20 protein-coding genes are annotated in these 21,204 nt (G+C 73.1%); 15 read left to right on the top strand and 5 right to left on the bottom strand.

All coding sequences use genetic code 11. The features are described from left to right. Window positions 1-3 precede the first annotated feature (3 nt). Together ACIQIB_RS02485 and ACIQIB_RS02480 are read left to right on the top strand one after the other, a co-directional pair. Window positions 4-588: a hypothetical protein gene (locus tag ACIQIB_RS02485; RefSeq protein ID WP_363612469.1), complete on the top strand. Its 585-nt coding sequence runs from the start codon at window positions 4-6 to the stop codon at window positions 586-588. Window positions 589-740: 152 nt separating this feature from the next. Continuing rightward, on the top strand, window positions 741-1,094 hold the full coding sequence (locus ACIQIB_RS02480; RefSeq protein WP_363612471.1) for a DUF2516 family protein: 354 nt from the start codon (window positions 741-743) through the stop codon (window positions 1,092-1,094). A 121-nt stretch (window positions 1,095-1,215) separates the two neighbouring features. Here ACIQIB_RS02480 and ACIQIB_RS02475 read toward each other — a convergent pair whose 3' ends face one another. After that, window positions 1,216-2,709 carry a SpoIIE family protein phosphatase gene (locus tag ACIQIB_RS02475; RefSeq protein WP_363612473.1) on the bottom strand — a complete coding sequence of 498 codons (1,494 nt, stop codon included), beginning with the start codon at window positions 2,707-2,709 and terminating at the stop codon, window positions 1,216-1,218. A gap of 232 nt (window positions 2,710-2,941) precedes the next feature. Here ACIQIB_RS02475 and ACIQIB_RS02470 point away from each other — a divergent pair, with 232 nt between their 5' ends. Then, the gene (locus ACIQIB_RS02470; protein ID WP_363612475.1) at window positions 2,942-3,520 is read left to right on the top strand and encodes an O-acetyl-ADP-ribose deacetylase; all 579 of its coding nucleotides are present in this window, start codon (window positions 2,942-2,944) and stop codon (window positions 3,518-3,520) included. Window positions 3,521-3,702: 182 nt separating this feature from the next. Here ACIQIB_RS02470 and ACIQIB_RS02465 read toward each other — a convergent pair whose 3' ends face one another. Beyond that, window positions 3,703-4,533: a class I SAM-dependent methyltransferase gene (locus tag ACIQIB_RS02465; protein WP_400659868.1), complete on the bottom strand. Its 831-nt coding sequence runs from the start codon at window positions 4,531-4,533 to the stop codon at window positions 3,703-3,705. Between the two features lie 338 nt (window positions 4,534-4,871). Here ACIQIB_RS02465 and mshA point away from each other — a divergent pair, with 338 nt between their 5' ends. Both mshA and ACIQIB_RS02455 read left to right on the top strand, forming a co-directional pair. Continuing rightward, window positions 4,872-6,236: a D-inositol-3-phosphate glycosyltransferase gene (gene mshA / locus ACIQIB_RS02460; protein ID WP_400659881.1), complete on the top strand. Its 1,365-nt coding sequence runs from the start codon at window positions 4,872-4,874 to the stop codon at window positions 6,234-6,236. Between the two features lie 66 nt (window positions 6,237-6,302). Then, window positions 6,303-6,815 carry a YbjN domain-containing protein gene (locus ACIQIB_RS02455; protein WP_363612481.1) on the top strand — a complete coding sequence of 171 codons (513 nt, stop codon included), beginning with the start codon at window positions 6,303-6,305 and terminating at the stop codon, window positions 6,813-6,815. A 19-nt stretch (window positions 6,816-6,834) separates the two neighbouring features. Here ACIQIB_RS02455 and ACIQIB_RS02450 read toward each other — a convergent pair whose 3' ends face one another. Further along, the gene (locus tag ACIQIB_RS02450) at window positions 6,835-8,181 is read right to left on the bottom strand and encodes an MDR family MFS transporter (RefSeq protein ID WP_400756273.1); all 1,347 of its coding nucleotides are present in this window, start codon (window positions 8,179-8,181) and stop codon (window positions 6,835-6,837) included. Window positions 8,182-8,343: 162 nt separating this feature from the next. On the opposite strand from ACIQIB_RS02450, the gene ACIQIB_RS02445 reads away from it, so the two are divergent. Continuing rightward, window positions 8,344-9,102, top strand: a complete 759-nt coding sequence (locus ACIQIB_RS02445) for a phosphoglyceromutase (RefSeq protein WP_400659861.1) — start codon at window positions 8,344-8,346, stop codon at window positions 9,100-9,102. Between the two features lie 630 nt (window positions 9,103-9,732). Here the strand turns inward: ACIQIB_RS02445 and phoU are convergent. Continuing rightward, window positions 9,733-10,419 carry a phosphate signaling complex protein PhoU gene (gene phoU, locus ACIQIB_RS02440; protein ID WP_363612487.1) on the bottom strand — a complete coding sequence of 229 codons (687 nt, stop codon included), beginning with the start codon at window positions 10,417-10,419 and terminating at the stop codon, window positions 9,733-9,735. A 307-nt stretch (window positions 10,420-10,726) separates the two neighbouring features. Between phoU and ACIQIB_RS02435 the strand changes: the two genes are divergently transcribed. Further along, window positions 10,727-12,112, top strand: a complete 1,386-nt coding sequence (locus ACIQIB_RS02435) for an ATP-binding protein (protein ID WP_363612489.1) — start codon at window positions 10,727-10,729, stop codon at window positions 12,110-12,112. A gap of 2 nt (window positions 12,113-12,114) precedes the next feature. Further along, entirely contained in the window at window positions 12,115-12,810 is a 696-nt protein-coding gene (locus tag ACIQIB_RS02430) for a response regulator transcription factor (protein WP_363612491.1), read from the top strand. Between the two features lie 113 nt (window positions 12,811-12,923). On the opposite strand, the gene ACIQIB_RS02425 is transcribed toward ACIQIB_RS02430, so the two are convergent. Beyond that, the gene (locus ACIQIB_RS02425; RefSeq protein ID WP_400659855.1) at window positions 12,924-13,574 is read right to left on the bottom strand and encodes a DUF461 domain-containing protein; all 651 of its coding nucleotides are present in this window, start codon (window positions 13,572-13,574) and stop codon (window positions 12,924-12,926) included. A gap of 416 nt (window positions 13,575-13,990) precedes the next feature. Between ACIQIB_RS02425 and ACIQIB_RS02420 the strand changes: the two genes are divergently transcribed. From ACIQIB_RS02420 to ACIQIB_RS02390, 7 genes are all read left to right on the top strand, one after another. After that, the gene (locus ACIQIB_RS02420) at window positions 13,991-14,473 is read left to right on the top strand and encodes a CarD family transcriptional regulator (protein WP_030244332.1); all 483 of its coding nucleotides are present in this window, start codon (window positions 13,991-13,993) and stop codon (window positions 14,471-14,473) included. A 257-nt stretch (window positions 14,474-14,730) separates the two neighbouring features. Continuing rightward, a complete protein-coding gene (ispD, locus tag ACIQIB_RS02415; RefSeq protein WP_363612513.1) occupies window positions 14,731-15,489 on the top strand; it encodes a 2-C-methyl-D-erythritol 4-phosphate cytidylyltransferase in 759 nt (252 codons plus the stop codon). Beyond that, entirely contained in the window at window positions 15,479-15,970 is a 492-nt protein-coding gene (gene ispF / locus ACIQIB_RS02410; RefSeq protein ID WP_363612495.1) for a 2-C-methyl-D-erythritol 2,4-cyclodiphosphate synthase, read from the top strand. Before ispD ends, ispF begins: the two co-directional genes overlap by 11 nt. 164 nt (window positions 15,971-16,134) lie before the next feature. Further along, complete coding sequence (locus ACIQIB_RS02405) at window positions 16,135-16,530, top strand: PPOX class F420-dependent oxidoreductase (protein WP_400756272.1); 396 nt, start codon at window positions 16,135-16,137, stop codon at window positions 16,528-16,530. A gap of 118 nt (window positions 16,531-16,648) precedes the next feature. Further along, window positions 16,649-18,043, top strand: coding sequence for a cysteine--tRNA ligase (cysS, locus tag ACIQIB_RS02400; RefSeq protein ID WP_400756271.1), 1,395 nt, complete (start codon window positions 16,649-16,651; stop codon window positions 18,041-18,043). 134 nt (window positions 18,044-18,177) lie between these two features. Further along, window positions 18,178-19,173: a 23S rRNA (guanosine(2251)-2'-O)-methyltransferase RlmB gene (gene rlmB, locus ACIQIB_RS02395; protein WP_400756270.1), complete on the top strand. Its 996-nt coding sequence runs from the start codon at window positions 18,178-18,180 to the stop codon at window positions 19,171-19,173. Window positions 19,174-19,479: 306 nt separating this feature from the next. Then, window positions 19,480-21,111 carry a DoxX family membrane protein gene (locus ACIQIB_RS02390; RefSeq protein WP_400756268.1) on the top strand — a complete coding sequence of 544 codons (1,632 nt, stop codon included), beginning with the start codon at window positions 19,480-19,482 and terminating at the stop codon, window positions 21,109-21,111. The last annotated feature ends 93 nt before the right edge of the window (window positions 21,112-21,204 follow it).

The following is a 21,204-nucleotide window of genomic DNA, read 5'->3' as shown; positions in this document are numbered from 1 at the left end:
GTCATGCCGATCACTGACGAGATCAAGAAGACCCTGAGCGACCCGACCCCGCTCTACGCCCTGGCCGGCGCGGGAGACCTCGCCTACGAGAAGCTGCGCGAGGTCCCGGGGAAGGTCGAGGCGATCGCCGCGGACCGCAGGGGCACGCAGGAGAAGGCCACGGTCAAGCTCCAGGAGGCGCAGGCCAGGCTGGTCGAGGCGCAGGCGAAGGTCGCGGGTACCGTGACCACCCTGCCCACCGACCTCAAGGTGCTCCAGGAGAAGGCACAGACCTTCGCCCTCCAGCAGGTGGGCCGGGCGGTCGAGCTGGCGGTGAAGGCCAAGGAGACGTACGACGAGCTGGCCGAGCGCGGCAAGGGCGTGGTGGACCGGGGCCGTCCGGGTGGCGCGGACGCGCTCACCGAGCCGGCGCGGGACCAGCAGCCGGAGCGGGCGGAGACCGAGCAGGAGCCGGTCGAGGCCGGACTGGTCGAGGCCGAACTGGTCGAGGCAGAGCTGGTCGAGGACGGTGCGCCGGCCGGGGCCGCCGAGGAGTCCGGGCCGAAGAAGGGCCCCCGCGCCCGGAAGAGCAGCGGGGCGGCCGAGTAGCCGCTCCGGCCCGGACCGGTCGAAGGCCGGTCGCGGAGCAGTGGTCCGGGGCACATCCGGTGGCCCCGGGACGTTGACACCTCGGCGGACGGTTCACCGTGCCAGGATGGGTGGGACCGGGACGCCGGAGCCGAGACACAGAGGAGACCGTGATGGGCGGAGTGGGTCAGATCCTGGACTTGGCTTACCTGAATCCGTTCTGGTGGCTGGCCGTGGCGATTCTGGGCTTCAAGCTCTTCGCACTGATCGACGCGGCCGCCCGCCCGGAGGACGCCTACCGGGCGGCGGACAAGAAGACCAAGCCGTTCTGGTTGGCGATCCTGGGGATCGCCTTCGGTCTCGATCTGCTGTTCGGGGCGAACTTCCTGACCAGCTTCCTGACCCTGGGCGGCCTGGTCGCCGCGATCGTCTACATGGTCGACGTGCGCCCGGCGATCCGGGAGCTGACCAACCGCGGCGGCGGGCGCGGCGACCGGCGCAACATGGGGCCGTACGGACCCTGGTAGACCGGTCGGCCCAGACGAACAGCGAGCCCCGGCGCGCGGGACCACCCCGAGCGCCGGGGCTTTGTGCGCAGGGCTCCGGTCACCGGGACGGTCAGCCGGACGCCGCTGCTCCGGTGCCGCGTCAGCCCAGGATCAGCTGGACCGGGTTGCGCTCCAGCAGCAGGACGGCGACGTCGTCCGTCAACGCGCCGCCGTTCAGCTCCTCGACCTCGGCGATCGCGCTGTCCACCAGCCGACCCCTGGTCAGCCCGGCGGACTGGTGGTCGCCGACCAGATCCGCCAGCCCGTCCTGGCCGAGGCGGCGGGAGCCGGCTCCGACCCGGCCCTCGATCAGCCCGTCGGTGTACAGCAGCAGCCGCCAGCCGCGACGGAGTTCGAACCGGTGCGACGGCCAGACGGCCTGGCCGTCGTCGCACGGCAGCAGGCCGAGCGCGGGCCCGGCGAGGTCGGACGGAAGCATCTCGGGCTTGTGGTCATGGCCGAGCAGCAGCGGAGCGGGGTGCCCGGCGAGGTAGAGCCGGGCGTGCTCGACAGCACCCAGCGAGTCCAGCTCGCCGGACGCACCGCCGGGCTCGATGACCAGCATGCAGAGCGTCGCGAAGATCTCGTCGCTGCGTCGTTCGTGCTCCAGGACGTGCTGGAGGGTGGTCAGCAGCGTCTCCCCGGTGAGACCGGCGAAGACGAGGGTGCGCCACGCTATCCGGAGCGCCACTCCGAGGGCGGCCTCGTCGGGGCCGTGCCCGCAGACGTCCCCGATCACCACGTGGACGCTGCCGTCGTCGGTGCGGACGGCATCGTAGAAGTCGCCGCCGAGCAGGGCGCGGCGGCGACCCGGGCGGTAGCGCCGGGTGAAGGAGAGACCGGCGCCGTCCAGCAGCGGGGTGGGCAGCAGATGGCGCTGGAGCCGGGCGTTCTCCTGGCCGCGCAGCTCCGCCTCGACCAGTCGGCGCTGCGACTCGTCGGCGCGTTTGCGCTCCACCGCGTACCGCAGGGCCCGGGCCAGCAGGGGGCCGTCCGTCTCGTGCTTGATCAGGAAGTCCTGGGCTCCGGCGGCCACGGCGGCGGCGCCCAGTTCGGCCCCGGCGGCGTCGGTGAGCACCACGACCGCGGTGTGCGGGGCTCGGCGGAGCAGCTCGTGCAGGCCCTCCAGACCGTCGGAGGCGTCCGAGGGGTGCGGCAGGTCGGCGGGTGCGGCGAGGTCGAGCAGGACGCAGCTGAAGTCGGAGCCGCGCGGTCGGCCGCGCCGGTTCCACGGCGGGGCGGGGGCCAGCAGCTCGGTGGCCTGGTCCAGGCCGCGGGCCCAGTGGATCTCGATGGAGGTGCCGCTGTCGGCCACCGCCGCCCTGATCAACTGGGCGTCGGAGGCGTCGTCCTCGATCACCAGCAGCTTGAGCGGGGCGGCGGAGGGTGCGGAACGTCCGGCCGGGGAGTGCCAGAGGGAGGTGGCGGCCGCGGCGTCCGACCGGGGGTGCGGTATCGGCGCGGTGGCCGTGGCCGGGCCCACGGACCGTTCGGCGGGGCCTGGGCGGTTGCGGGCATGGCCGGAGAGAGCGCCGTTGAGGGCGCCCGTCAGGTCAGCGGCACCAGGTGCCCGCCCGTCTCCCGTTGCGGGCATCGGTCGATCCTCCCTTTCCCCGAGTGCGTAACGGCCGGCGCCCGTCCGCAGTGCCCGCCTGGCACGGTGCGGCGGGGAACTTCTCGCGACCATAACGTGATCTCCGGGGATTTCTCTGGCCGACCGGCACCGTTGTGGCTATTGCCACGCCGGTGGCGGTGTGGTGAATGGACGTGGACGACGGATGAGGCCCGTACCGGGGACGCGCGGGCGGGCGGAGAAGGAGCGCACGATGGTGACGCGGATCACCCTGGTCGAGGGTGACATCACGGAACAGCGGGTGGACGCGGTGGTGAATGCGGCCAACTCCTCTCTGCTGGGCGGTGGCGGGGTGGACGGTGCGATCCACCGCAAGGGCGGGCCGCAGATTCTGGAGGAGTGCCGCCGGCTTCGAGCCTCGCATTACGGCAAGGGGCTGCCCACCGGGCAGGCGGTGGGGACGACGGCGGGGCGGCTGCCGGCCCGCTGGGTGGTGCACACCGTGGGGCCGGTCTACTGGGCGGACGAGTACGACAAGAGGGCGGAGCAACTGGCCTCCTGCTACCGCGAGTCGATCCGGGTGGCGGTGGAACTCGGCGCGGGCACGGTGGCCTTCCCGGCCGTGTCGGCCGGGGTGTACGGGTGGCCGCTGGAGGATGCGGCCCGGATCGCCGTGGGCACCGTCGCCGAGGTGGTGCGCGGCGACAGGACGGGCGAAGCGGTGGAGCTGGAGGAAGTGCGGTTCGTGCTGTTCGGAAGGGAGGCGTACGGGGTGTTCGAGCGGGCGTTGCGGGTGGCGGACGAGTTGCGCGGGTTTGAGCGGAACGACTGAGCAGGGTGGGGCCCGAGCGACGGTGGTGGCGCCGATCGGATGCCTCCATGGTGGCGTGACAAGGCGTCAACATGCCAGAGGTATTCGATAACTCGTTCGAGTGAATCCCTGGGATCGCTCACCAGCTCCTGCCGGTGCCGCCCCGCCGCCCGCCATCGTCTGCCGGCTGGAGGCAACGCCCGCTACGGCGCGAGCGCCGTCCACGGCACGGTGACCTCGCCCTGGCGCCATCGCCCGCGCGCGTCCACCAGCGGCCAGCTGCCCGACAGCGCCGTGCACGCCGCCACCCAGCGCTGCCGGGCGCCGAACGCCCCGTACGGCGCGGCCGCCGCCCAGGCCCGGTCGAAGTCGGTGAGGAAGGCGTGCACCGGCCGGCCCGGCACATTGTGGTGGATCAGTGCTTTCGGGAGCCGTTCGGCCAGGTCGGACGGTTGCCCGAGGCCGCCGAGCCGGGCCGCGAAGGTCACCGTGCGGGGCCCCTCCGGGCCGAGCGCGACCCAGACGTGCCGCCGCCCGATCTCGTCGCAGGTCCCCTCGACCAGCAGCCCGTCCGGCGCCAGCCGGGCGCAGAGCCGCTCCCACACCCCGGCCACCGCCGCCTCGTCGTACTGCCGCAGCACATTGGCGGCCCTGATCAGCCGGGCGGGCGCGCCGCCGTCCAGCGGCACCTCGAACCCGCCGCGCCGGAAGGTCAGCAGCGGCGGCTGGGCGTACGGCAGTGCCGCCGCGACCCGCTCCGGCTCGATCTCGATCCCCACCACCCGGACGTCCGGCCGTACCGCGCGCAGCCGTCCGGCCAGCTCGACCGCCGTCCAGGGCGCGGCGCCGTATCCGAGGTCGACGGCCACCGGCGGCCGGTCGGCGGACCGCAACGCGTGGCCCAGCGTGTGCGCGATCCAGCGGTCCATCCGCCGCAGCCGGTTGGTGTTGGTGGTGCCCCGGGTGACCGTCCCCACCGGCCGCCCCGCCCGCCCTCGGGCGGGCGCGGTCACGGAGTCGAAGGAGGCGGCCATGCCCAGAAGGGTACGCGCGCGCCCACCCGCCCTCCGCGTCCGAGCCCGGCCGCCGGCCCTCCGGACCCGCCCGCTCCCGGCCCGCCTCGGGCCGGGCCTCGACCACCGGCCGCCCCGCCCGCTCAGGGCGTGCGTCATCTCATGTGCCGGGACGGGAATGCCGATCGATGACCTGGTGGTTGGCACACTGGTGGCGATGTCTGCCCGGACGGGGCAGCACGCCGCCGCGCCGCACCCGCGACGCGGCGGTGTGGCGCCGGCGGCAGCGCACAGACCGAACAGCAGGCAGCAGGCAGGCTGCAGCGACCGGGCAGCACAGAGGAGGCTTCAGCCAGGTGATCCAGCACCCCGTCCGTTCGGTACGCCGTGCCCAGCCGACCCCGCCCGTACGCGGCCGGCTCCAGTCGCTCGTCACCGGCCGCCAGCGCCGGCCCCGCCGGATAGCCATGCTCAGCGTGCACACCTCGCCGCTGCACCAGCCCGGCACCGGCGACGCGGGCGGGATGAACGTCTACATCGTGGAGCTGGCCAAGCGGCTCGCCGACCTCAACATCGAGGTCGAGGTGTTCACCCGGTCGATCTGCTCGGACGACGCGCCCACCGTCGAGCTGGCCCCGGGCGTGCTGGTGCGGCACGTCACCGCCGGGCCGTACGAGGGCCTGCTCAAGGAGGACCTGCCGGCGCAGCTCTGCGCCTTCACCCACGGGGTGCTCCGTACCGAGGCCGGCCACCGCCCCGGCCACTACGACCTGGTGCACTCGCACTACTGGCTCTCCGGCCAGGTCGGCTGGCTGGCCGCCCAGCGCTGGGGCGTGCCGCTGGTGCACACCATGCACACCATGGCGAAGGTCAAGAACGCCGCGCTGGCCGAGGGGGACACCCCCGAGCCGGCCGCCCGGGTGATCGGCGAGACCCAGGTGGTGGAGGCCGCGGACCGGCTGATCGCCAACACCACCGAGGAGGCCGCCGAGCTGGCGCTGCACTACTCCGCCCGGCCGGACCAGCTCGCCGTCGTCCACCCGGGCGTCAACCTGGACGTCTTCCGCCCGGGGGACGGCCGCGCCGCCCGGGCCCGGCTCGGCCTGTCGCAGGACTCCGCCGTGCTGCTCTTCGCCGGCCGCATACAGCCGCTGAAGGCGCCGGACGTGCTGCTGAGGGCGGTCGCGGCGCTGCTGGAGCGGCGGCCCAGGCTGCGGGAGCGGCTGGTGGTGCCGGTGGTCGGCGGCCCGTCCGGCACCGGGCTGGCCAGGCCGGAGAGCCTGCACAAGCTCGCCGCCCAGCTGGGCATCGGGGACGTGGTCCGGTTCCACCCGCCGGTCGGCCAGAGTCAGCTGGCGGACTGGTACCGCGCGGCGACGGCGCTGGTGATGCCCTCGTACAGCGAGTCCTTCGGGCTGGTCGCGCTGGAGGCGCAGGCCTGCGGCACACCGGTGGTGGCGGCCTCGGTCGGCGGTCTGCCGGTCGCCGTCCGGGACGGCGTGACGGGCACACTGGTCCACGGCCACGACCCGCAGGCCTGGGCACACGCGCTGGAGCCGTACGCCACCGAGCCGGGCCTGGTCGCCCGGCGGGGCGAGGAGGCGGCCCGGCACGCGGCCGGCTTCGGCTGGGACACCGCCGCGGCGGCCACCGCCGAGGTGTACGCGGGCAGCCTGTCCAGGCCGGCGGGCCGGCTCACCGGCTCCCGCCTGCGGCTGGCCTGAGCGCGGGCACCGGTCGGGGCCGGTCGCTGCTGCGCGCGGCCGGTACCGCCGAGTAACGTCACCCTCATGGCTATCCGCACCAAGGACGAGGCCCTGACCCTCCTGCGCACCGCCCTGGACGACGCCGGGGTGGCCTGGGAGCCGGCCACCGCCGATCCGTACACGCTGGTCGCGACCCTCCCGGGCACCCGCAAGCTGAGCACCACCTGCGCCCTGCGGGTCGGCGACCACACCCTCTCGGTGAACGCCTTCGTGATCCGCCGCCCGGACGAGAACCACGAGGGCGTCTACCGCTGGCTGCTGGAACGCAACACCCGGCTGTACGGCGTCGCCTACGCGATCGACCAGCTCGGGGACGTCTACCTGGCGGGCCGGCTGCCCCTGGAGGCGTTGGCCGCGGACACCGTCGACCGGCTGCTCGGGACGGTGCTGGAGAACGCCGACGAGCCCTTCAACACACTGCTGGAGCTGGGCTTCGCGTCGGCCATCCGGCGCGAGTGGGAGTGGCGGACCAAGCGCGGGGAGTCCACCCGAAACCTGGCCGCCTTCGCCCACCTCGCCGCCCCGGCGGCCGAGTAACGATCGGCCCGGCCGCCGCTCAGGAGCCCGCGGAGGCCGGCGCCGACGCCGGCGCCGGCGCCGATGCCGGCTCGGGCCCGGTGTCGGCGGGGCCGCCGACCGCCGTCGTGCCGTTCCGGCGGCCCGGGACGGCGGCGGCCGTCGCCGCTCCGGGCCGCCGGCCCAGCACCGCGTACCCGGCCGCCGCCACCGTGCCGCAGACCGCGCAGGAGCCCCACACCGCCGTGCTGCCGACCCACTCCAGCAGCACACCGCCGACCGCCGGGCCCAGGAACGAGGCGAGCGACCAGGAAAGCGAATAGACGCCCTGGTAGCGGCCTCGGGCGTGGGTCGGTGACAACTCCGCGATCAGGCCCATCATGGTCGGCGCGTTCAGGATCTCGCCGATCGTCCACACCGCGACGGTGAACGCGTAGAACCACGCGGACGACCCGGCGAGCGCGGTCAGCCCGAAGCCCCAGCCGATGAACAGCGCGCTGGCGACCAGCAGGGCCGTCCGGTCGCGGCCCTCCATCCACCGGGTGAGCGGGATCTGCAGCAGCACGATCAGCAGACCGTTGAGCCCGATCACCAGGCCGTACTGGACGGAGGTGATGCCCGCCAGGCCCATGTCCACGGCGAGCGTGGTGCTGCCCTGCTGGGCGACCAGGGCGAGCAGCAGGTTGAGCGCCACCACCGTCATGAAGCGGGTGTCCCGGAACACCGTGCCGAGGCCGATCCTCGGTTCGTCCGGTCGGCCGACCGGCTCGGCCGGCCTGGTCTCCGGGATCCGGATGAAGATCACCACCGCGCAGATCAGGGTGGAGAGCGCGTCCAGCAGGAAGAGAGTGAGGTAGCCGTGGGTGGCGATCAGGCCGGCGGCCGCCGCCGAGAGGCCGAAGCCGATGTTGATCGCCCAGTAGTTCAGCGAGTAGGCGCGGACCCGGTCCTCGGGGGGCACGATGTCCGCGATGATCGCCGAGGTGGCCGGCCGGGTCGCGTTGTTGCAGAGGCCGACCAGGAAGACGACCACGGCGATGGCCACCTGACCGTCCGTGAAGCCGAGCACCGCCGTGAACAGGGCGGTGCCCAACTGGGCGGCGACCAGTGTGGGGCGGCGCCCGATCCGGTCGGTCAGCACGCCGGCGCCCACCGCCGAGATCGACGAACCCAGGCCGAAGAGCGCCGCGACCAGGCCCGCGTACGAGGGCGGATAGCCCCGGCTGGTGGTCAGATAGAGCGACAGGAACGGGACCACGAACCCGCCGAGCTTGTTGATCAGGGTCGAGGTCCAGAGCCACCAGAACTGCCGGGGCAGCCCGCCCGTCGTCTCGCCCGCCGCTCTTCGGATCCGGTCGGTGAGGGGCAGGTCGGACGAGGCGGGCATGCGGGGCTCCCCGGGGCGGCAGGCGGCGTTGGCAGGGTGTCCGCTGGGCGGGGCAGGCGGAACCGCCCAGCAGATAGGTAAGAGTCAAAACTGCTGAGCACGCATTACACATGGCCATAGGTCCCGACCAGGGGTTTTCCGGGCTCCACTAAGCTGGGGGCCATGGCTGACACGACGTACCGACTCATCCTGCTCCGTCACGGCGAGAGCCAGTGGAACCAGAAGAACCTGTTCACCGGTTGGGTCGACGTCGACCTCAACGAGAAGGGCGAGAAGGAGGCCGCGCGCGGTGGCGAGCTCCTCGCCGCCGAGGGTCTGCTCCCCGACGTGCTGCACACCTCGCTGCTGCGCCGCGCGATCCGGACCTCGCAGATCGCCCTGGACAAGGCCGACCGCCACTGGATCCCGGTCAGCCGCAGCTGGCGCCTCAACGAGCGGCACTACGGCGCGCTCCAGGGCAAGGACAAGGCCCAGACCCTGGCCGAGTTCGGTGAGGAGCAGTTCCAGCTCTGGCGCCGCTCGTACGACACCCCGCCGCCGGTGCTCGCCGACGGCGCCGAGTACTCGCAGGCCGGTGACGCCCGTTACGCCGACATCCCGAGCGAGCTGCGTCCGCGCACCGAGTGCCTGAAGGACGTCGTCGAGCGGATGCTCCCGTACTGGTACGACGCCATCGTGCCGGACCTGGCCGCCGGCCGGACCGTCCTGGTCACCGCGCACGGCAACAGCCTGCGCGCGCTGGTCAAGCACCTCGACGGCATCTCGGACGAGGACATCGCCGGCCTCAACATCCCGACCGGCATCCCGCTGGTGTACGAGCTGGACGCCGACTTCAAGCCCGTCACCAAGGGCGGCCGCTACCTCGACGCGGAGGCCGCCGCCGCCGCCATCGAGGCGGTCAAGAACCAGGGCAAGAAGTAAGCCCGAAGACGTAACGGCCCCTCACCTGCGCGTATGGCGCTGGTGAGGGGCCGTCGTCATTTCCGGGCCGGCTGTGGGCCGTCAGCCTTGGTGATCCCGGGGCTTGAACACCTCCCCGATCGCCTTCCGGGCCCGGTGCCGGCTGTTCCGGCATCAGGTGGACGTAAAAGCGGCCGCGCAGGCGCTCAGGGCCCCGGGGTGCGGGGCCTCGGGGGTGCAGGGTTCTCAGTGGCCGCAGCAGCCGCCGCTGACGCCACCGCACTGGCAGGGGGCGCCGGACTGGCAGCCGCAGCCGCAGCCCGGGCCACAACCGCAGCCGGCCGCGAGGACGGGCAGCAGGTTCGGGGTGGGCGGCTCAACGGTGGCGTGTGCCGGTGCCGGTCGGGTCGGGTTTGCCTTCATCGCGCTGGCTCCTCCTTGTGACGGGCACACTTCGGTGCCTACGGCATCGAGTGAAACCGCCAATCGGAGGGAGCGTCAACAGGCGCGCAGTGGTGGGGAGCCCGAGAGGTCGTGCGCCCCCACCACTCCTGTTCGAGGTTTACTCACCCTCCGGGGGGAGCCCCGTCGCCGGGGCCCCACCCCTGAGGCCCCACCCCGGGGGCCCAGGCGCCGAGGCCCCCGGCGGCCTCACTCCCCAGCGGCGGCGGCGGCCTCCGTGGAGGCCACGAACTCGTCCACGTGCTCACCGGTGACCAGGTACACCACCCGCTTGGCGACCGACACCGCGTGGTCCGCGAACCGCTCGTAGTAGCGGCCGACCAGGGTGACGTCGACGGCCGTCTCGATGCCGTGGTGCCAGCGGTCGTCGATCAGGTGCGCGAACAGTTCGCGGTGCAGCGCGTCGATCGCGTCGTCGTCCTGCTCCAGCTCCAGTGCCTTGTCGACGTCCTTGGTGGCGATCACCAGGCCGACCTTGGCCACCAGACGCTGGGCGAGCTGCCCCATCTCCAGCACCGTCGCGTGCAGGTCCGCCGGCACCGCCGACTCGGGGTAGCGCAGCCGGGCCACCTTGGCCACGTGCCGGGCCAGGTCGCCGCAGCGCTCCAGGTCGGCGCTCATCCGCAGCGAGGTGACGACGATGCGCAGATCGGTGGCGACCGGCTGCTGGCGGGCGAGCAGGTCGATGGCCCGGTTCTCCAGGTCATGGTGCAGGTCGTTGACCTTCTCGTCGGCGGCGATCACGCTCTCCGCCAGCGCCAGGTCCGCATCGAGGAGCGCGGTGGTGGCCCGGCCCAGGGCCGAACCGACCAGCCGGGCCATCTCGACCAGGCTGTCGCCGATCGAGTCGAGTTCCTCGTGGTACGCGTCGCGCATGCTCTCTCCTCAGTAGCTGTGTCGGTGGCGGTGCCGACCGGTCGTCCCGTACGACCGTCGGTCCGGCCTTCGGGTAACCGCTGCTGGTGGCGCGAATCGTACGCGCGCACCGGGGGCGACAGGCGGGTGTCCGGTCCGTCGCCCCTTCCCGCACTGGCTGCCCGGCCAACTCTGGGCCGTCCGGGCGACCACGCACGACCCGTGCGGTGAACCGGCGGCTACGTGAAGGTGAATTCTCGGCAACGTCCAGCCGATGCCTTGATCCGATCCTTGGGGAGCGCCCTGGCCGTGCGCTTAGGCTGGCCGCATGGACGTGAATGTGGCCGCCGCCGCTGCCTGCGCCATAGCCGGGCTCGGAGTCGGCCTCACGGCCTCCATCGCATTCCGCTGGAGCGAGCGCGAACAGGCCAGGGGCAGGAACAGCGGCACCAGCGGCAGAAGCAGTGGTCGGCACCAGGGGCTGAGCGCCCCCACCCATGAGGCCCCGCTGCCTCCGGGGGTCGACACGGTGCTCTCCGTGCTGCGCTCCTGCGCGATCGTGCTCGGCGACGGCGACGAGGTGGTCAAGGCCAGCTCGGCGGCGTACGCGATGGGCCTGGTGCGGGGCGGCGCGGTCGCCGTCGACCAGATGCTCTCGCTGGCCCGCGCCACCCGCCGGGACGGCGAGATCCGCCAGGTCGAGCTGGAGCTGCCGCGCCCGGGCACCGCGCGCGCCGTCGAACCGCTCGCGGTGTCGGTGCGGGTGGCCCCGCTGGGCTCCCGGCTGGTCCTGGTCCTGGTCGAGGACCAGACCGAGCGCCGCCGGGTCGAGGCGGTCCGGCGCGACTTCGTCGCCAATGTCAGCCATGAGCTCAAGACCCCGGTCGGCGCCCTGTCGCTGCTCTCCGAGGCGGTCGCCGACGCGGCGGACGACCCGGAGGCGGTCCAGCGCTTCGCCGGCCGGATGCAGATCGAGGCGACCAGGCTGGCCAGCCTGGTGCAGGAGATCATCGACCTCTCCCGGGTCCAGGACGACCGGCTGATGGTCGACCCCGAGCCGGTCGCGGTGGACGAACTGATCGTCGAGGCGATCGACCGCTGCCGCCAGCAGGCCGCCGCCAAGCAGATCCTGATCGCCGCCGGCGGCATCGCCGGCCTCTACCTGTACGGCAACCGCGGCCAGCTGGCCGCCGCCCTCGGCAACCTGGTCGAGAACGCCGTCAACTACAGCCCGCCGCGGACCAGGGTCGCGATCGCCACCCGCCGGATCTCCAGCGCCGCCGCCCTCGGCGAGGCCGACGGCGAGCTGATCGAGATCTCGGTGACCGACCAGGGCATGGGCATCTCCGAGAAGGACCGCGAGCGGGTCTTCGAACGCTTCTACCGCGTCGACCCGGCCCGCTCCCGGGCCACCGGCGGCACCGGCCTCGGCCTCTCCATCGTCAAGCACGTGGCCGCCTCGCACGGCGGTACGGTCTCGGTGTGGAGCGTCGAGGGCCAGGGTTCCACCTTCACCCTGCGCCTGCCCGCCGGTCAGGCCCCCGCCACCGACACGACCGACGCCGGACCGACCGCCACCACGGCGTCGCCGGCGGCACCGAGGACCCTCACCACGGACCGGACGGCCAGCACGGGCCGCGCGGACCGGTCGCTCCCCGCCGGGGAGCGGGAAGAACCCCTGTCAGAGACAACCCAGCTTGCCCCGGAGGCCTGATCGTGACCCGAGTACTGGTGGTCGAGGACGAGGAGTCGTTCAGCGACGCTCTCTCGTACATGCTCCGCAAGGAAGGCTTCGAGGTGGCCATCGCCGCCACCGGCCCCGACGCGCTCGAGCAGTTCGAACGGAACGGCGCCGACCTCGTCCTGCTCGACCTGATGCTGCCGGGGCTGCCCGGCACCGAGGTCTGCCGCCAGCTCCGAGTGCGCTCGAACGTCCCGGTGATCATGGTCACCGCCAAGGACAGCGAGATCGACAAGGTGGTCGGCCTGGAGATAGGCGCGGACGACTACGTCACCAAGCCGTACTCCACCCGGGAGCTGGTCGCCCGGATCCGCGCGGTGCTGCGCCGCCGCGGCGAGGACGGCGGCGCCGGTGACAACGGCGGCGGCCCCGGCGCGCTGGAGGCGGGCCCGGTCCGGATGGACGTCGACCGGCACGTGGTCACGGTGGACGGTGCCAAGGTCGACCTGCCGCTGAAGGAGTTCGACCTGCTGGAGATGCTGCTGCGCAACGCCGGCCGGGTGCTCACCCGGATGCAGCTGATCGACCGGGTCTGGGGCGCGGACTACGTCGGCGACACCAAGACCCTGGACGTCCACGTCAAGCGACTGCGGGCGAAGATCGAGCCGGACCCGGGCGCGCCGCGCTACCTGGTCACCGTGCGTGGCCTCGGCTACAAGTTCGAGCCGTAAACCGCGTCTGGCCCGGCACCGGTCACCGAACCGGTGCCGGGCCGGACGAAAGACCCCCTCCGGCAAGCGCCGGAGGGGGTCTTCTCGTACTGCCGCGCCCGGGCGGGCGGACGTCAGTGGGTGCCGGCGGGGGTGGTGGTGGCACCGGACGGCGTGGTCGCACCGGCGGGTGTCGTCACCGGGGCGGTCGCCCCCGGGGTGGTGGCGGCCGGGGAGCCGGCGGCCTTGGACGGCGCGGCCGCCGGGCCGGCGGTCGGGCCCCAGCCCTTGTACAGGCCCTTGTTCGGGCTGACGGCGGCCTGGGTCTCGACCTTGCTCCCGTCCTTGAAGGCGAAGGCGGTGGGCACGAAGCCGCCGACGTTCACGCTGACGGAAGCGACCTTGGCGGACGGGTTGCCACTCCCGCCGAGCAGCACCGCGCCGCCGGCCGGGACGACGATGCTGCTCAGCGGAGCGCCCTTGTCGTCGGCGAAGACCGCGCCGGCACCGTTGCCGACGGTGATGGACTGCAGCTCGGCCGGCTCGGTCCCGGTGTTGCTGATGTTCACCGTCACATTGGCGGGGCCGGTGTGCTCGCCCGAGGACTCGTCCCCGGTCACGACGACGATGTTGTTCAGTCGGAGGGTGGTGCCGAGTGTCGCCGAGGCGTTGTCGGGCTTGATCTCCAGAGTTTCCGGCGTGTTGCCGGCCGCGCAGGAGGACAGCGAAACGATGGCAAGGGCGGCGATGGCGGCGATGCTGCCGCGTCGAAGGCTGCGGCTCACGGCGGCGGCTTCTCCTAGGTCGCGTGGCGGATGGTCAGGCCTCAGATTATCGACCCCACTTATACGCCCCTCACGGGGTGGTCCCCCGTGTCGTGCGTCGAAGGTTCGTGGGGCCCCCATACGGCGGCACTTCCGCGTGTTCAGGTCAACAGTCGACCAAGATCGGATCACGATCGGGAAACGGCCCGATAAACGGTGAAAACCCAAGATCCAATCACGGTTTCGGGAGTGTTGCCGCAGGTTTCGGCAAGCGCCGGAACCGCCTCCGACCTGCGGGAAGCCCCCGCCGAAGGCCGGTCGCAGCACGTCATGGGGGTCCTTGTCAAGCCCTGAGACCGGCCCTGACCTGCGAAAACGCCCTTCGGGTGCGCCGAAAAGCGTGTTATTCTGGAAAGCCACGGAAGGGGTCCTGTCACATGACGTTCAAGGTTGGCGACACGGTGGTCTACCCCCATCACGGGGCCGCGCTGATCGAGGCCATCGAAATTCGCCAGATCAAAGGTGTGGACAAGACCTACCTGGTGCTCAAGGTGCAGCAGGGAGACCTGACGCTCCGCGTGCCCGCTGAGAACGCGGAGTTCGTCGGCGTTCGCGATGTGGTCGGCCAGGAAGGTCTGGACCGGGTCTTCGAGGTGCTCCGCGCACCGTACACCGAAGAGCCGACCAACTGGTCCCGTCGCTACAAGGCGAACCTGGAGAAGCTCGCCTCGGGTGACGTTATCAAGGTCGCCGAGGTTGTGCGCGATCTCTGGCGTCGCGAGCGCGAGCGCGGTCTCTCGGCCGGCGAGAAGCGCATGCTCGCCAAGGCCCGCCAGATTCTCGTCAGCGAGCTGGCGCTGGCCGAGAACACCAACGAGGACAAGGCGGAGACGCTGCTCGACGAGGTCCTCGCCTCGTAGCGCAGTCGGGCTGCCGCCCGCCCGCTCACGGCGCCCGATGTCGGCGCGCCACTCACCGGATGTGATGTCCTGCGAGTGGTGCATTGACACCTCGGGCGCTGAGGCGTGTCCGGACGACGCCTCTCACCCCGAGCCGACCCGGGCATGCAAGATCGTTTCTGCTGTTCTGCGGGCGGCGGGACCATGGTTCTGCGGAAGGGGTCCACCCGCCCGTCGTGCACGCCATGGCCATACCCACTTCGCCGAAGGAGTGAAACCTGAACGCCACAGCAGCAGTCGCAGCAGCAGTGGTGCCCGCCGCCGGACGCGGCGAGCGGCTGGGGCCCGGCGCCCCCAAGGCCCTGCGGGAACTGGGCGGAGTGCCGCTCCTGGTGCACGCCGTGCGGGCGCTGGCCCGCAGCCGGGCGGTCGGCCTGGTCGTGGTGGCCGCGCCGGCGGACGGGGTGGCCGAGGTGGCCGCCCTGCTCGACAGCCACGGTCTGGACGGCAAGGACATCCGGGTGGTGGCCGGCGGGGCGACCCGCCAGGAGTCGGTCCGGCTCGGCCTCGCCGTGATCCCGGCCGAGGTGGAGATCGTCCTGGTGCACGACGCGGCCCGCCCGCTCGTCCCGGTCGAGGTGGTGGACGCCGTCGCGGCCGCCGTCCGGGGCGGGGCCGAGGCCGTGGTGCCCGCCGTGCCGCTCGCCGACACCGTGAAGCGGGTCGAGCCGAGGTCCGGCGGGCCGGAACCGGTGCTCGACACGCCCGACCGGGCCACCCTGCGCGCGGTCCAGACCCCACAGGGCTTCCGCCGGACGACGCTGGTCGAGGTGCACGCCAAGGCGCTGGCCGAGGAGAGCGCGGGCGGCGCGGGCGCGCTGCCGCCGGTCACCGACGACGCCGGCCTGGTGGAGCGCTTCGGCGGCCCGGTGGTCGTGGTGCCCGGCCACGAGGAGGCGTTCAAGGTGACCCGTCCGCTGGACCTCGTGCTCGCCGAGGCCGTACTCGCCCGCAGGAGGGCCTCCGATGGCTACTGACCCGGTCCTGCCCCGTATCGGCATCGGCACCGATGTGCACGCCTTCGAGGCCGGGCGCCCGCTCTGGGTGGCCGGCCTGGAGTGGCCGGGCGCCGAGTACGGCCTGGCCGGGCACTCGGACGCCGACGTGGCCGCGCACGCCTCCTGCGACGCGCTGTTCTCGGCCGCCGGGATCGGCGATCTGGGCGCGCACTTCGGTACCGACCGGCCGGAGTGGTCCGGCGCGTCCGGCGTGACGCTGCTCGGCGAGGCGGCCCGGCTGGTCCGCGCGGCGGGATTCGAGATCGGCAACGTCTCGGTCCAGGTGATCGGGATCCGGCCGAAGATCGGCAAGCGCCGGGACGAGGCGCAGGCCGCGCTCTCGGCGGCGGTGGGCGCGCCGGTCTCGGTCTCCGGCACCACCACCGACGGTCTCGGCCTGACCGGCCGGGCCGAGGGGCTGGCGGCGATCGCCACCGCCCTGGTCTACGAGCGCCGCTGAACCCGAGGGGCCGCGGGCGGGCCCCTCGGGAATAACCGTCGGGTGACGGGTGTTCAGAAGCCTTTGCCGGGGCCCGGGTCGCTACCGTTCGACGCGGGCCCCGCGAGGCCAGGCCCTCGCTACCGGGCCCGCGTCCGACGCCGCGTGACGAGAAGAGGTTCCCGATGACCGCCCATCTCACCGACCAGGCCAAAGCCCTGATCGACGGCAGGAGTTTCGCCGTGGTCTCCACCGTCCAGCCGGACGGCGGCCCCCAGTCCTCCGTGGTCTGGGTGGCGCGGGACGGCGACGACATTCTGTTCTCCACCGTCGAGGGCCGCCGCAAGCACCTCAACCTGGTGAAGGACCCGCGGGCCTCCCTGCTGGTCAACCCGCCGGAGAACCCGTACTCCTACGTCGAGGTGCGCGGCTCCGTCACCGTCACGCGGGAGGGCGGCAGGGAGCTGATCGACCAGCTGGCGCGGAAGTACCAGGGGGCGGACTCCTACGGCTTCGACGGCCCGGACGACGTCCGCGTGGTCGTCCGGCTCACCCCGCACAAGGTGGTCGGCCACCTCTGAGCCGACCCTGAGCGGAGGGGGTGCCTCCTCCCCGTCATGGAGAAGAAACGGCGCTGCCGCGGTATTGACATTTGAGAATGTCGCGGGGCACCCCCTGCTGCCCACTACGCTTGACGCTGTGAGCATTCGCCTGTACGACACCAGCACCCGCCAGGTACGCGACTTCGTCCCGCTTGTACCGGGTTGTGTCTCGATCTACCTGTGTGGCGCTACCGTCCAGGCGGCCCCGCACATCGGGCACATCCGGTCCGGCCTGAACTTCGACATCATGCAGCGGTGGTTCGCCTACCGCGGCTACCAGGTGACCTTCGCCCGGAACGTCACCGACATCGACGACAAGGTCATCGCCAAGGAGCGCCAGCTCGGCACGCCCTGGTGGCAGATCGCCTATGCCAACGAGCGGGCCTTCAACGACGGCTACTCGGTGCTGGGCTGCCTGTCCCCGACCGTCGAGCCGCGGGCCACCGGGCACATCCCCGAGATGGTCGAGATGATGCAGGCGCTCATCGCCAAGGGCCACGCCTACGCGGCCGACGGCAACGTCTACTTCGACGTGAAGTCCTTCCCCGAGTACCTGTCGCTCTCCAACCAGAAGCTGGAGAACCTGCGCCAGCCCGAGGGCGAGGGCGAGACCGGCAAGCGGGACCCGCGCGACTTCGCGATGTGGAAGGCCGCCAAGCCGGGCGAGCCCAGCTGGAACACCCCGTGGGGCTGCGGCCGTCCCGGCTGGCACCTGGAGTGCTCCGCGATGGCGCACAAGTACCTGGGCCGGGCGTTCGACATCCACGGCGGCGGGATCGACCTGATCTTCCCGCACCACGAGAACGAGATCGCGCAGTCCAAGGCGTACGGCGACGATTTCGCCAATTTCTGGGTCCACAACGCCTGGGTCACCATGAGCGGCGAGAAGATGAGCAAGTCGCTCGGCAACTCGGTGCTGGTCTCCGAGATGGTCGGGCGCTGGCGTCCGATCGTGCTCCGCTACTACCTGGCGGCCCCGCACTACCGCTCGACCATCGAGTACAGCGAGGAGTCGCTGCGCGAGGCCGAGGCCGGATTCGGCCGGATCGAGGGCTTCGTCCAGCGCGTGGTCGAGCGCTTCGGCCCGGTCGACGCCGCGCCCGAGGTGCCGCCGGCCTTCGCCGAGTCGATGGACGACGACCTGGGCGTGCCGCAGGCGCTGGCCATCGTGCACACCGCCGTCCGCCAGGGCAACAGCGCCCTCACCGCGGACGACAAGGAGAACGCGGTGGCGCGTCTGGCCGAGGTCCGTGCGATGCTCGGAGTGCTGGGTCTCGACCCGCTCGACCGGCAGTGGGCCGGGGCGGAGCGCGGCGAGGACCTGCACGGCGTGGTCGACTCGCTGGTCCGCCTCGTCCTGGAGCAGCGACAGGCGGCCCGGGCCCGCAAGGACTTCGCCACCGCGGATGCCATCCGCGACCAGCTCGGCCTGGCCGGGCTGGCGATCGAGGACACCCCGTCCGGCCCGCGCTGGACGATCAACAGCCAGTAACCCCATCTGACCATGGGGTGAGGGTGGGCCGTACCGGACCGGTGCGGCCCTCCCGCATGACGTAGCGCATGCCGTCGGCCGTCACCGGTCTCACCGGGGCGGCCGGGCATGCCGGACAGACAGGAAGTACAGCCATGGCCGGCAACAGCCAGCGCAGGAACCGCCGCAACGCCGGATCGAAGAAGGGCGCGTCTGTCGGTACCGGCGGCCACAGCCGGAAGGCACTCCAGGGCAAGGGCCCGACCCCGCCCGGCGCCGAGCGCAAGGGCCACCCGAAGCAGCGTGCCGCCAACGCCGCGGTCAAGCGCGAGCGCGACGCCAAGGCGCGGGCCGGCATGCGCCGCAGCGGTGGCGGCGGTCGTGGCGGCCGGGGCGGGGCGGGCTCCGCCGAGCTGGTCGTCGGCCGGAACTCGGTGGTCGAGGCCCTGCAGGGCGGCGTACCGGCCACCGCGCTGTACGTCATGCAGTTCATCGACACCGACGACCGGGTCAGGGACGCCTTCCAGGCCGCCAACGACCGCGGCATCCCGCTGATGGAGGCCCCGCGCCCGCAGCTGGACCAGATGACCGGCGGCCTGAACCACCAGGGCCTGGTGCTCCAGGTCCCGCCGTACGAGTACGCGCACCCCGAGGACCTGCTCGGCGAGGCCGCGGACGCCGGCCAGGACGCGCTGATCATGGCGCTGGACGGCGTCACCGACTCGCGCAACCTCGGCGCCGTGGTCCGCTCCGCCGCCGCCTTCGGCGCGCACGGCGTGGTCATCCCCGAGCGCCGGGCGGCCGGGATGACCGCCGGTGCCTGGAAGACCTCCTCCGGTGCCGCGGCGCGGCTGTCCGTCGCCCGTGCCACCAACCTGACCCGGGCGCTGGAGGCCTACCAGAAGGCCGGCCTGCTGGTGGTCGGCCTGGCCGCCGACGGCGAGGCCGAGATCGGTGACCTGGAGGCGCTGACCGGCCCGGTCGTGATCGTCGCGGGCAGCGAGGGCAAGGGCTTGTCCCGGCTGGTCTCGGAGACCTGCGACATCCGGGTGCGGATCCCGATGCCGGGTGCCACCGAGTCGCTGAACGCCGGTGTCGCGGCGGGCATCGTGCTGTACGAGGCCGCGCGGCTGCGGAGCAAGGTCGGCTGAGCCGCCGGGCCGGAGGAACGTCGGCGGAGTGCCTGACGCCGCCGCGTCCGCGCCGATCACACGGGGTGTGCGGCGCGCAGGAGATCTTCTGAACTCTCCGCAATCCTGGTGAAAGCGATCGGGCCCGACCGGGCCCGATCGCTTTTCTCATGATCACTTCAAGTGTGCGCCGGATGTCCACTCGGGAGAGTGTCCTAACCGGGGGTCACCCGTTAGACGGGCGTGGACACCAGAACACCTCGGCGCCCCCTGTTCGGCGAAGGCAGCACCGGGATAGACGCGGGCCCCGGCCTCAATACGGTCAAGGTGCCGTCCGACCCCGCGCGCCTCAGCATCACCCAGGCGAGCTTCCGGCTCCGGCTCGGCGCCCCGGTGGCGCCGCTGATCGAGGCCCCGGCCGGACTGCTGTCCACCGGTGCCGCGTTCGGCGACCCGTACGCCACCCAGGGCCTGATCCGCCGTCCGCTGGTCACCCCGCAGGTGATCGTGCCCGCCTCCGCCGTGCCGGCCCTCGCGGGGGCCGGCGGCGGGGCCGCGCCGCGCCGCAAGGGCCGGGTCACCGCCGTCACCTGGACCGGCCAGGCACCCCCCGGGGACCTCGCGGCCACCCAGCTGCTGGAGGCCGTCCGGCTGACCGGCGTACCGGCACCGGCCAGGGGCGGCACGGCCGTGGTCGGCGACGACACCCGGCTGATCCCGCCGTACGCGGGCGCCCGCACCGTCCCGCGCCAGCCGCGCGAGGGCGCGGGCACCGCCACCGAGGCCGGCCACGGCCCGGTCGGCGCGCCGCAGGGCTGGACACCCAGCGGCGAGCTGCCCGAGGTCTCCGCGACGGCGGGCGACGCCAGGCAGCCCTGGTACCCCGGCCGTCGGGTCGACCTCGGCCTGGTGCTGCTGCCGCTGCGCGCCGTACTCGGCTCGCTCTCCGTCTACGCCGGGTTCAGCAAGCTCTGCGACCCGGTGTACTTCGACGGCGGCGAGCGCGGCTCGATGATGCGCTGGCTCTCCTCGCTGCACCCATGGAAGGTCGCCGAGCCGCTGCTGGCCTTCGCCATGGCGCACCCGGTGGGCTCCGGCCTGGTGGTGTCGTTCGCCGAGATCGTGGTCGGCGTGCTGACCGTCCTCGGCCTCTGGCAGCGACTCGCGGCCGGCGCGGCGATGCTCCTCTCCGCCGTGCTGCTGTTCACCGTCAGCTGGCGGGCCGTGCCGGTCTACGACACGCCCGACCTGATCTTCCTCGCGGCGTGGAGCCCGCTGCTGATCGCCGGTGCGCCGTTCGCCTCGCTGGACGGGCGGCTCAACCTGGAGGCCTGGCGGCGGCACGGCTCCGGGGCCCCGGCGGCGCTGCGCCGCCGGGTACTGCGCCGGGGCGCGGTGGTCACCGCGGTGGTCGTCGGTCTGACCCTGCTGCTCGGCTCCATGCTGGGTGCGGCGGTACGGACCGGCAGCCGGCCGCACCCGGCGCCGTCCCGGCCGGCCACCGACTACGGCACCCCGGTCTGGCCCAGCGGCGGACCGTCCGTCGCCCCCGGCGGGCCGGGCCCGTCCGCCTCGCCCTCGCCCGGGGGCCCGCGCCCGGGAGCTCCCGCGCCCAGTGGTTCGTCCGGACCGCCGTCCACCGCCCCGGCCTCGCCGAAGGCCACGACGGCCACCCCGACCGGCAAGGCGCGTTCGACCAAGCCGGAGGGCGGTGCGAGCCCGGCCCCGTCGACGGCGGCGTCGGGCGGCCCGGCGTCGGCCGGGGCGGCGCCCGCGCAGCGCAGCAGTCCGGCCCCGGGCGGCGGCTCGGGGTCGGCGTCCAGGCCCAGTCCCAGCGGTGGTGCGGCCTCCGGGTCGGGCCCCGGTCTGCTCGGCGGGGTGCTGGGCAGCGGGCCGCTGGCCGAGCTGTCCGGTGCCGACGGCCGGTCCTCGCGGCCGGGTTCGCCGACGTCCACCTGACGGGCCGTCCGGCCCCTCGGGGCGGACACACCGGCCGGGTGCTCCATGGGGGAGCACCCGGCCGGTGTGCTGTCCGCCGCGCGGGGCCTTGAG

Source organism: Kitasatospora sp. NPDC092286 (genome assembly GCF_044755565.1).
Lineage (GTDB): Bacteria > Actinomycetota > Actinomycetes > Streptomycetales > Streptomycetaceae > Kitasatospora.
Note: the sequence above shows the minus strand (reverse complement) of the source record. Positions and strands in the feature narration are given on the sequence as shown.

Coding starts and splice junctions, on each gene's coding strand:
- ACIQIB_RS02455 (WP_363612481.1), top strand. CDS start 6,303: ATGGCTATCCGCACCAAGGACGAGGCCCTGACCCTCCTGCGCACCGCC.
- ACIQIB_RS02405 (WP_400756272.1), top strand. CDS start 16,135: ATGACCGCCCATCTCACCGACCAGGCCAAAGCCCTGATCGACGGCAGG.
- rlmB (WP_400756270.1), top strand. CDS start 18,178: ATGGCCGGCAACAGCCAGCGCAGGAACCGCCGCAACGCCGGATCGAAG.
- ACIQIB_RS02485 (WP_363612469.1), top strand. CDS start 4: ATGCCGATCACTGACGAGATCAAGAAGACCCTGAGCGACCCGACCCCG.
- ACIQIB_RS02435 (WP_363612489.1), top strand. CDS start 10,727: ATGGACGTGAATGTGGCCGCCGCCGCTGCCTGCGCCATAGCCGGGCTC.
- ACIQIB_RS02445 (WP_400659861.1), top strand. CDS start 8,344: ATGGCTGACACGACGTACCGACTCATCCTGCTCCGTCACGGCGAGAGC.
- phoU (WP_363612487.1), bottom strand. CDS start 10,419: ATGCGCGACGCGTACCACGAGGAACTCGACTCGATCGGCGACAGCCTG.
- ACIQIB_RS02475 (WP_363612473.1), bottom strand. CDS start 2,709: ATGCCCGCAACGGGAGACGGGCGGGCACCTGGTGCCGCTGACCTGACG.
- ACIQIB_RS02450 (WP_400756273.1), bottom strand. CDS start 8,181: ATGCCCGCCTCGTCCGACCTGCCCCTCACCGACCGGATCCGAAGAGCG.
- ACIQIB_RS02480 (WP_363612471.1), top strand. CDS start 741: ATGGGCGGAGTGGGTCAGATCCTGGACTTGGCTTACCTGAATCCGTTC.
- ACIQIB_RS02465 (WP_400659868.1), bottom strand. CDS start 4,533: ATGGCCGCCTCCTTCGACTCCGTGACCGCGCCCGCCCGAGGGCGGGCG.
- ACIQIB_RS02420 (WP_030244332.1), top strand. CDS start 13,991: ATGACGTTCAAGGTTGGCGACACGGTGGTCTACCCCCATCACGGGGCC.
- ispF (WP_363612495.1), top strand. CDS start 15,479: ATGGCTACTGACCCGGTCCTGCCCCGTATCGGCATCGGCACCGATGTG.
- ACIQIB_RS02470 (WP_363612475.1), top strand. CDS start 2,942: ATGGTGACGCGGATCACCCTGGTCGAGGGTGACATCACGGAACAGCGG.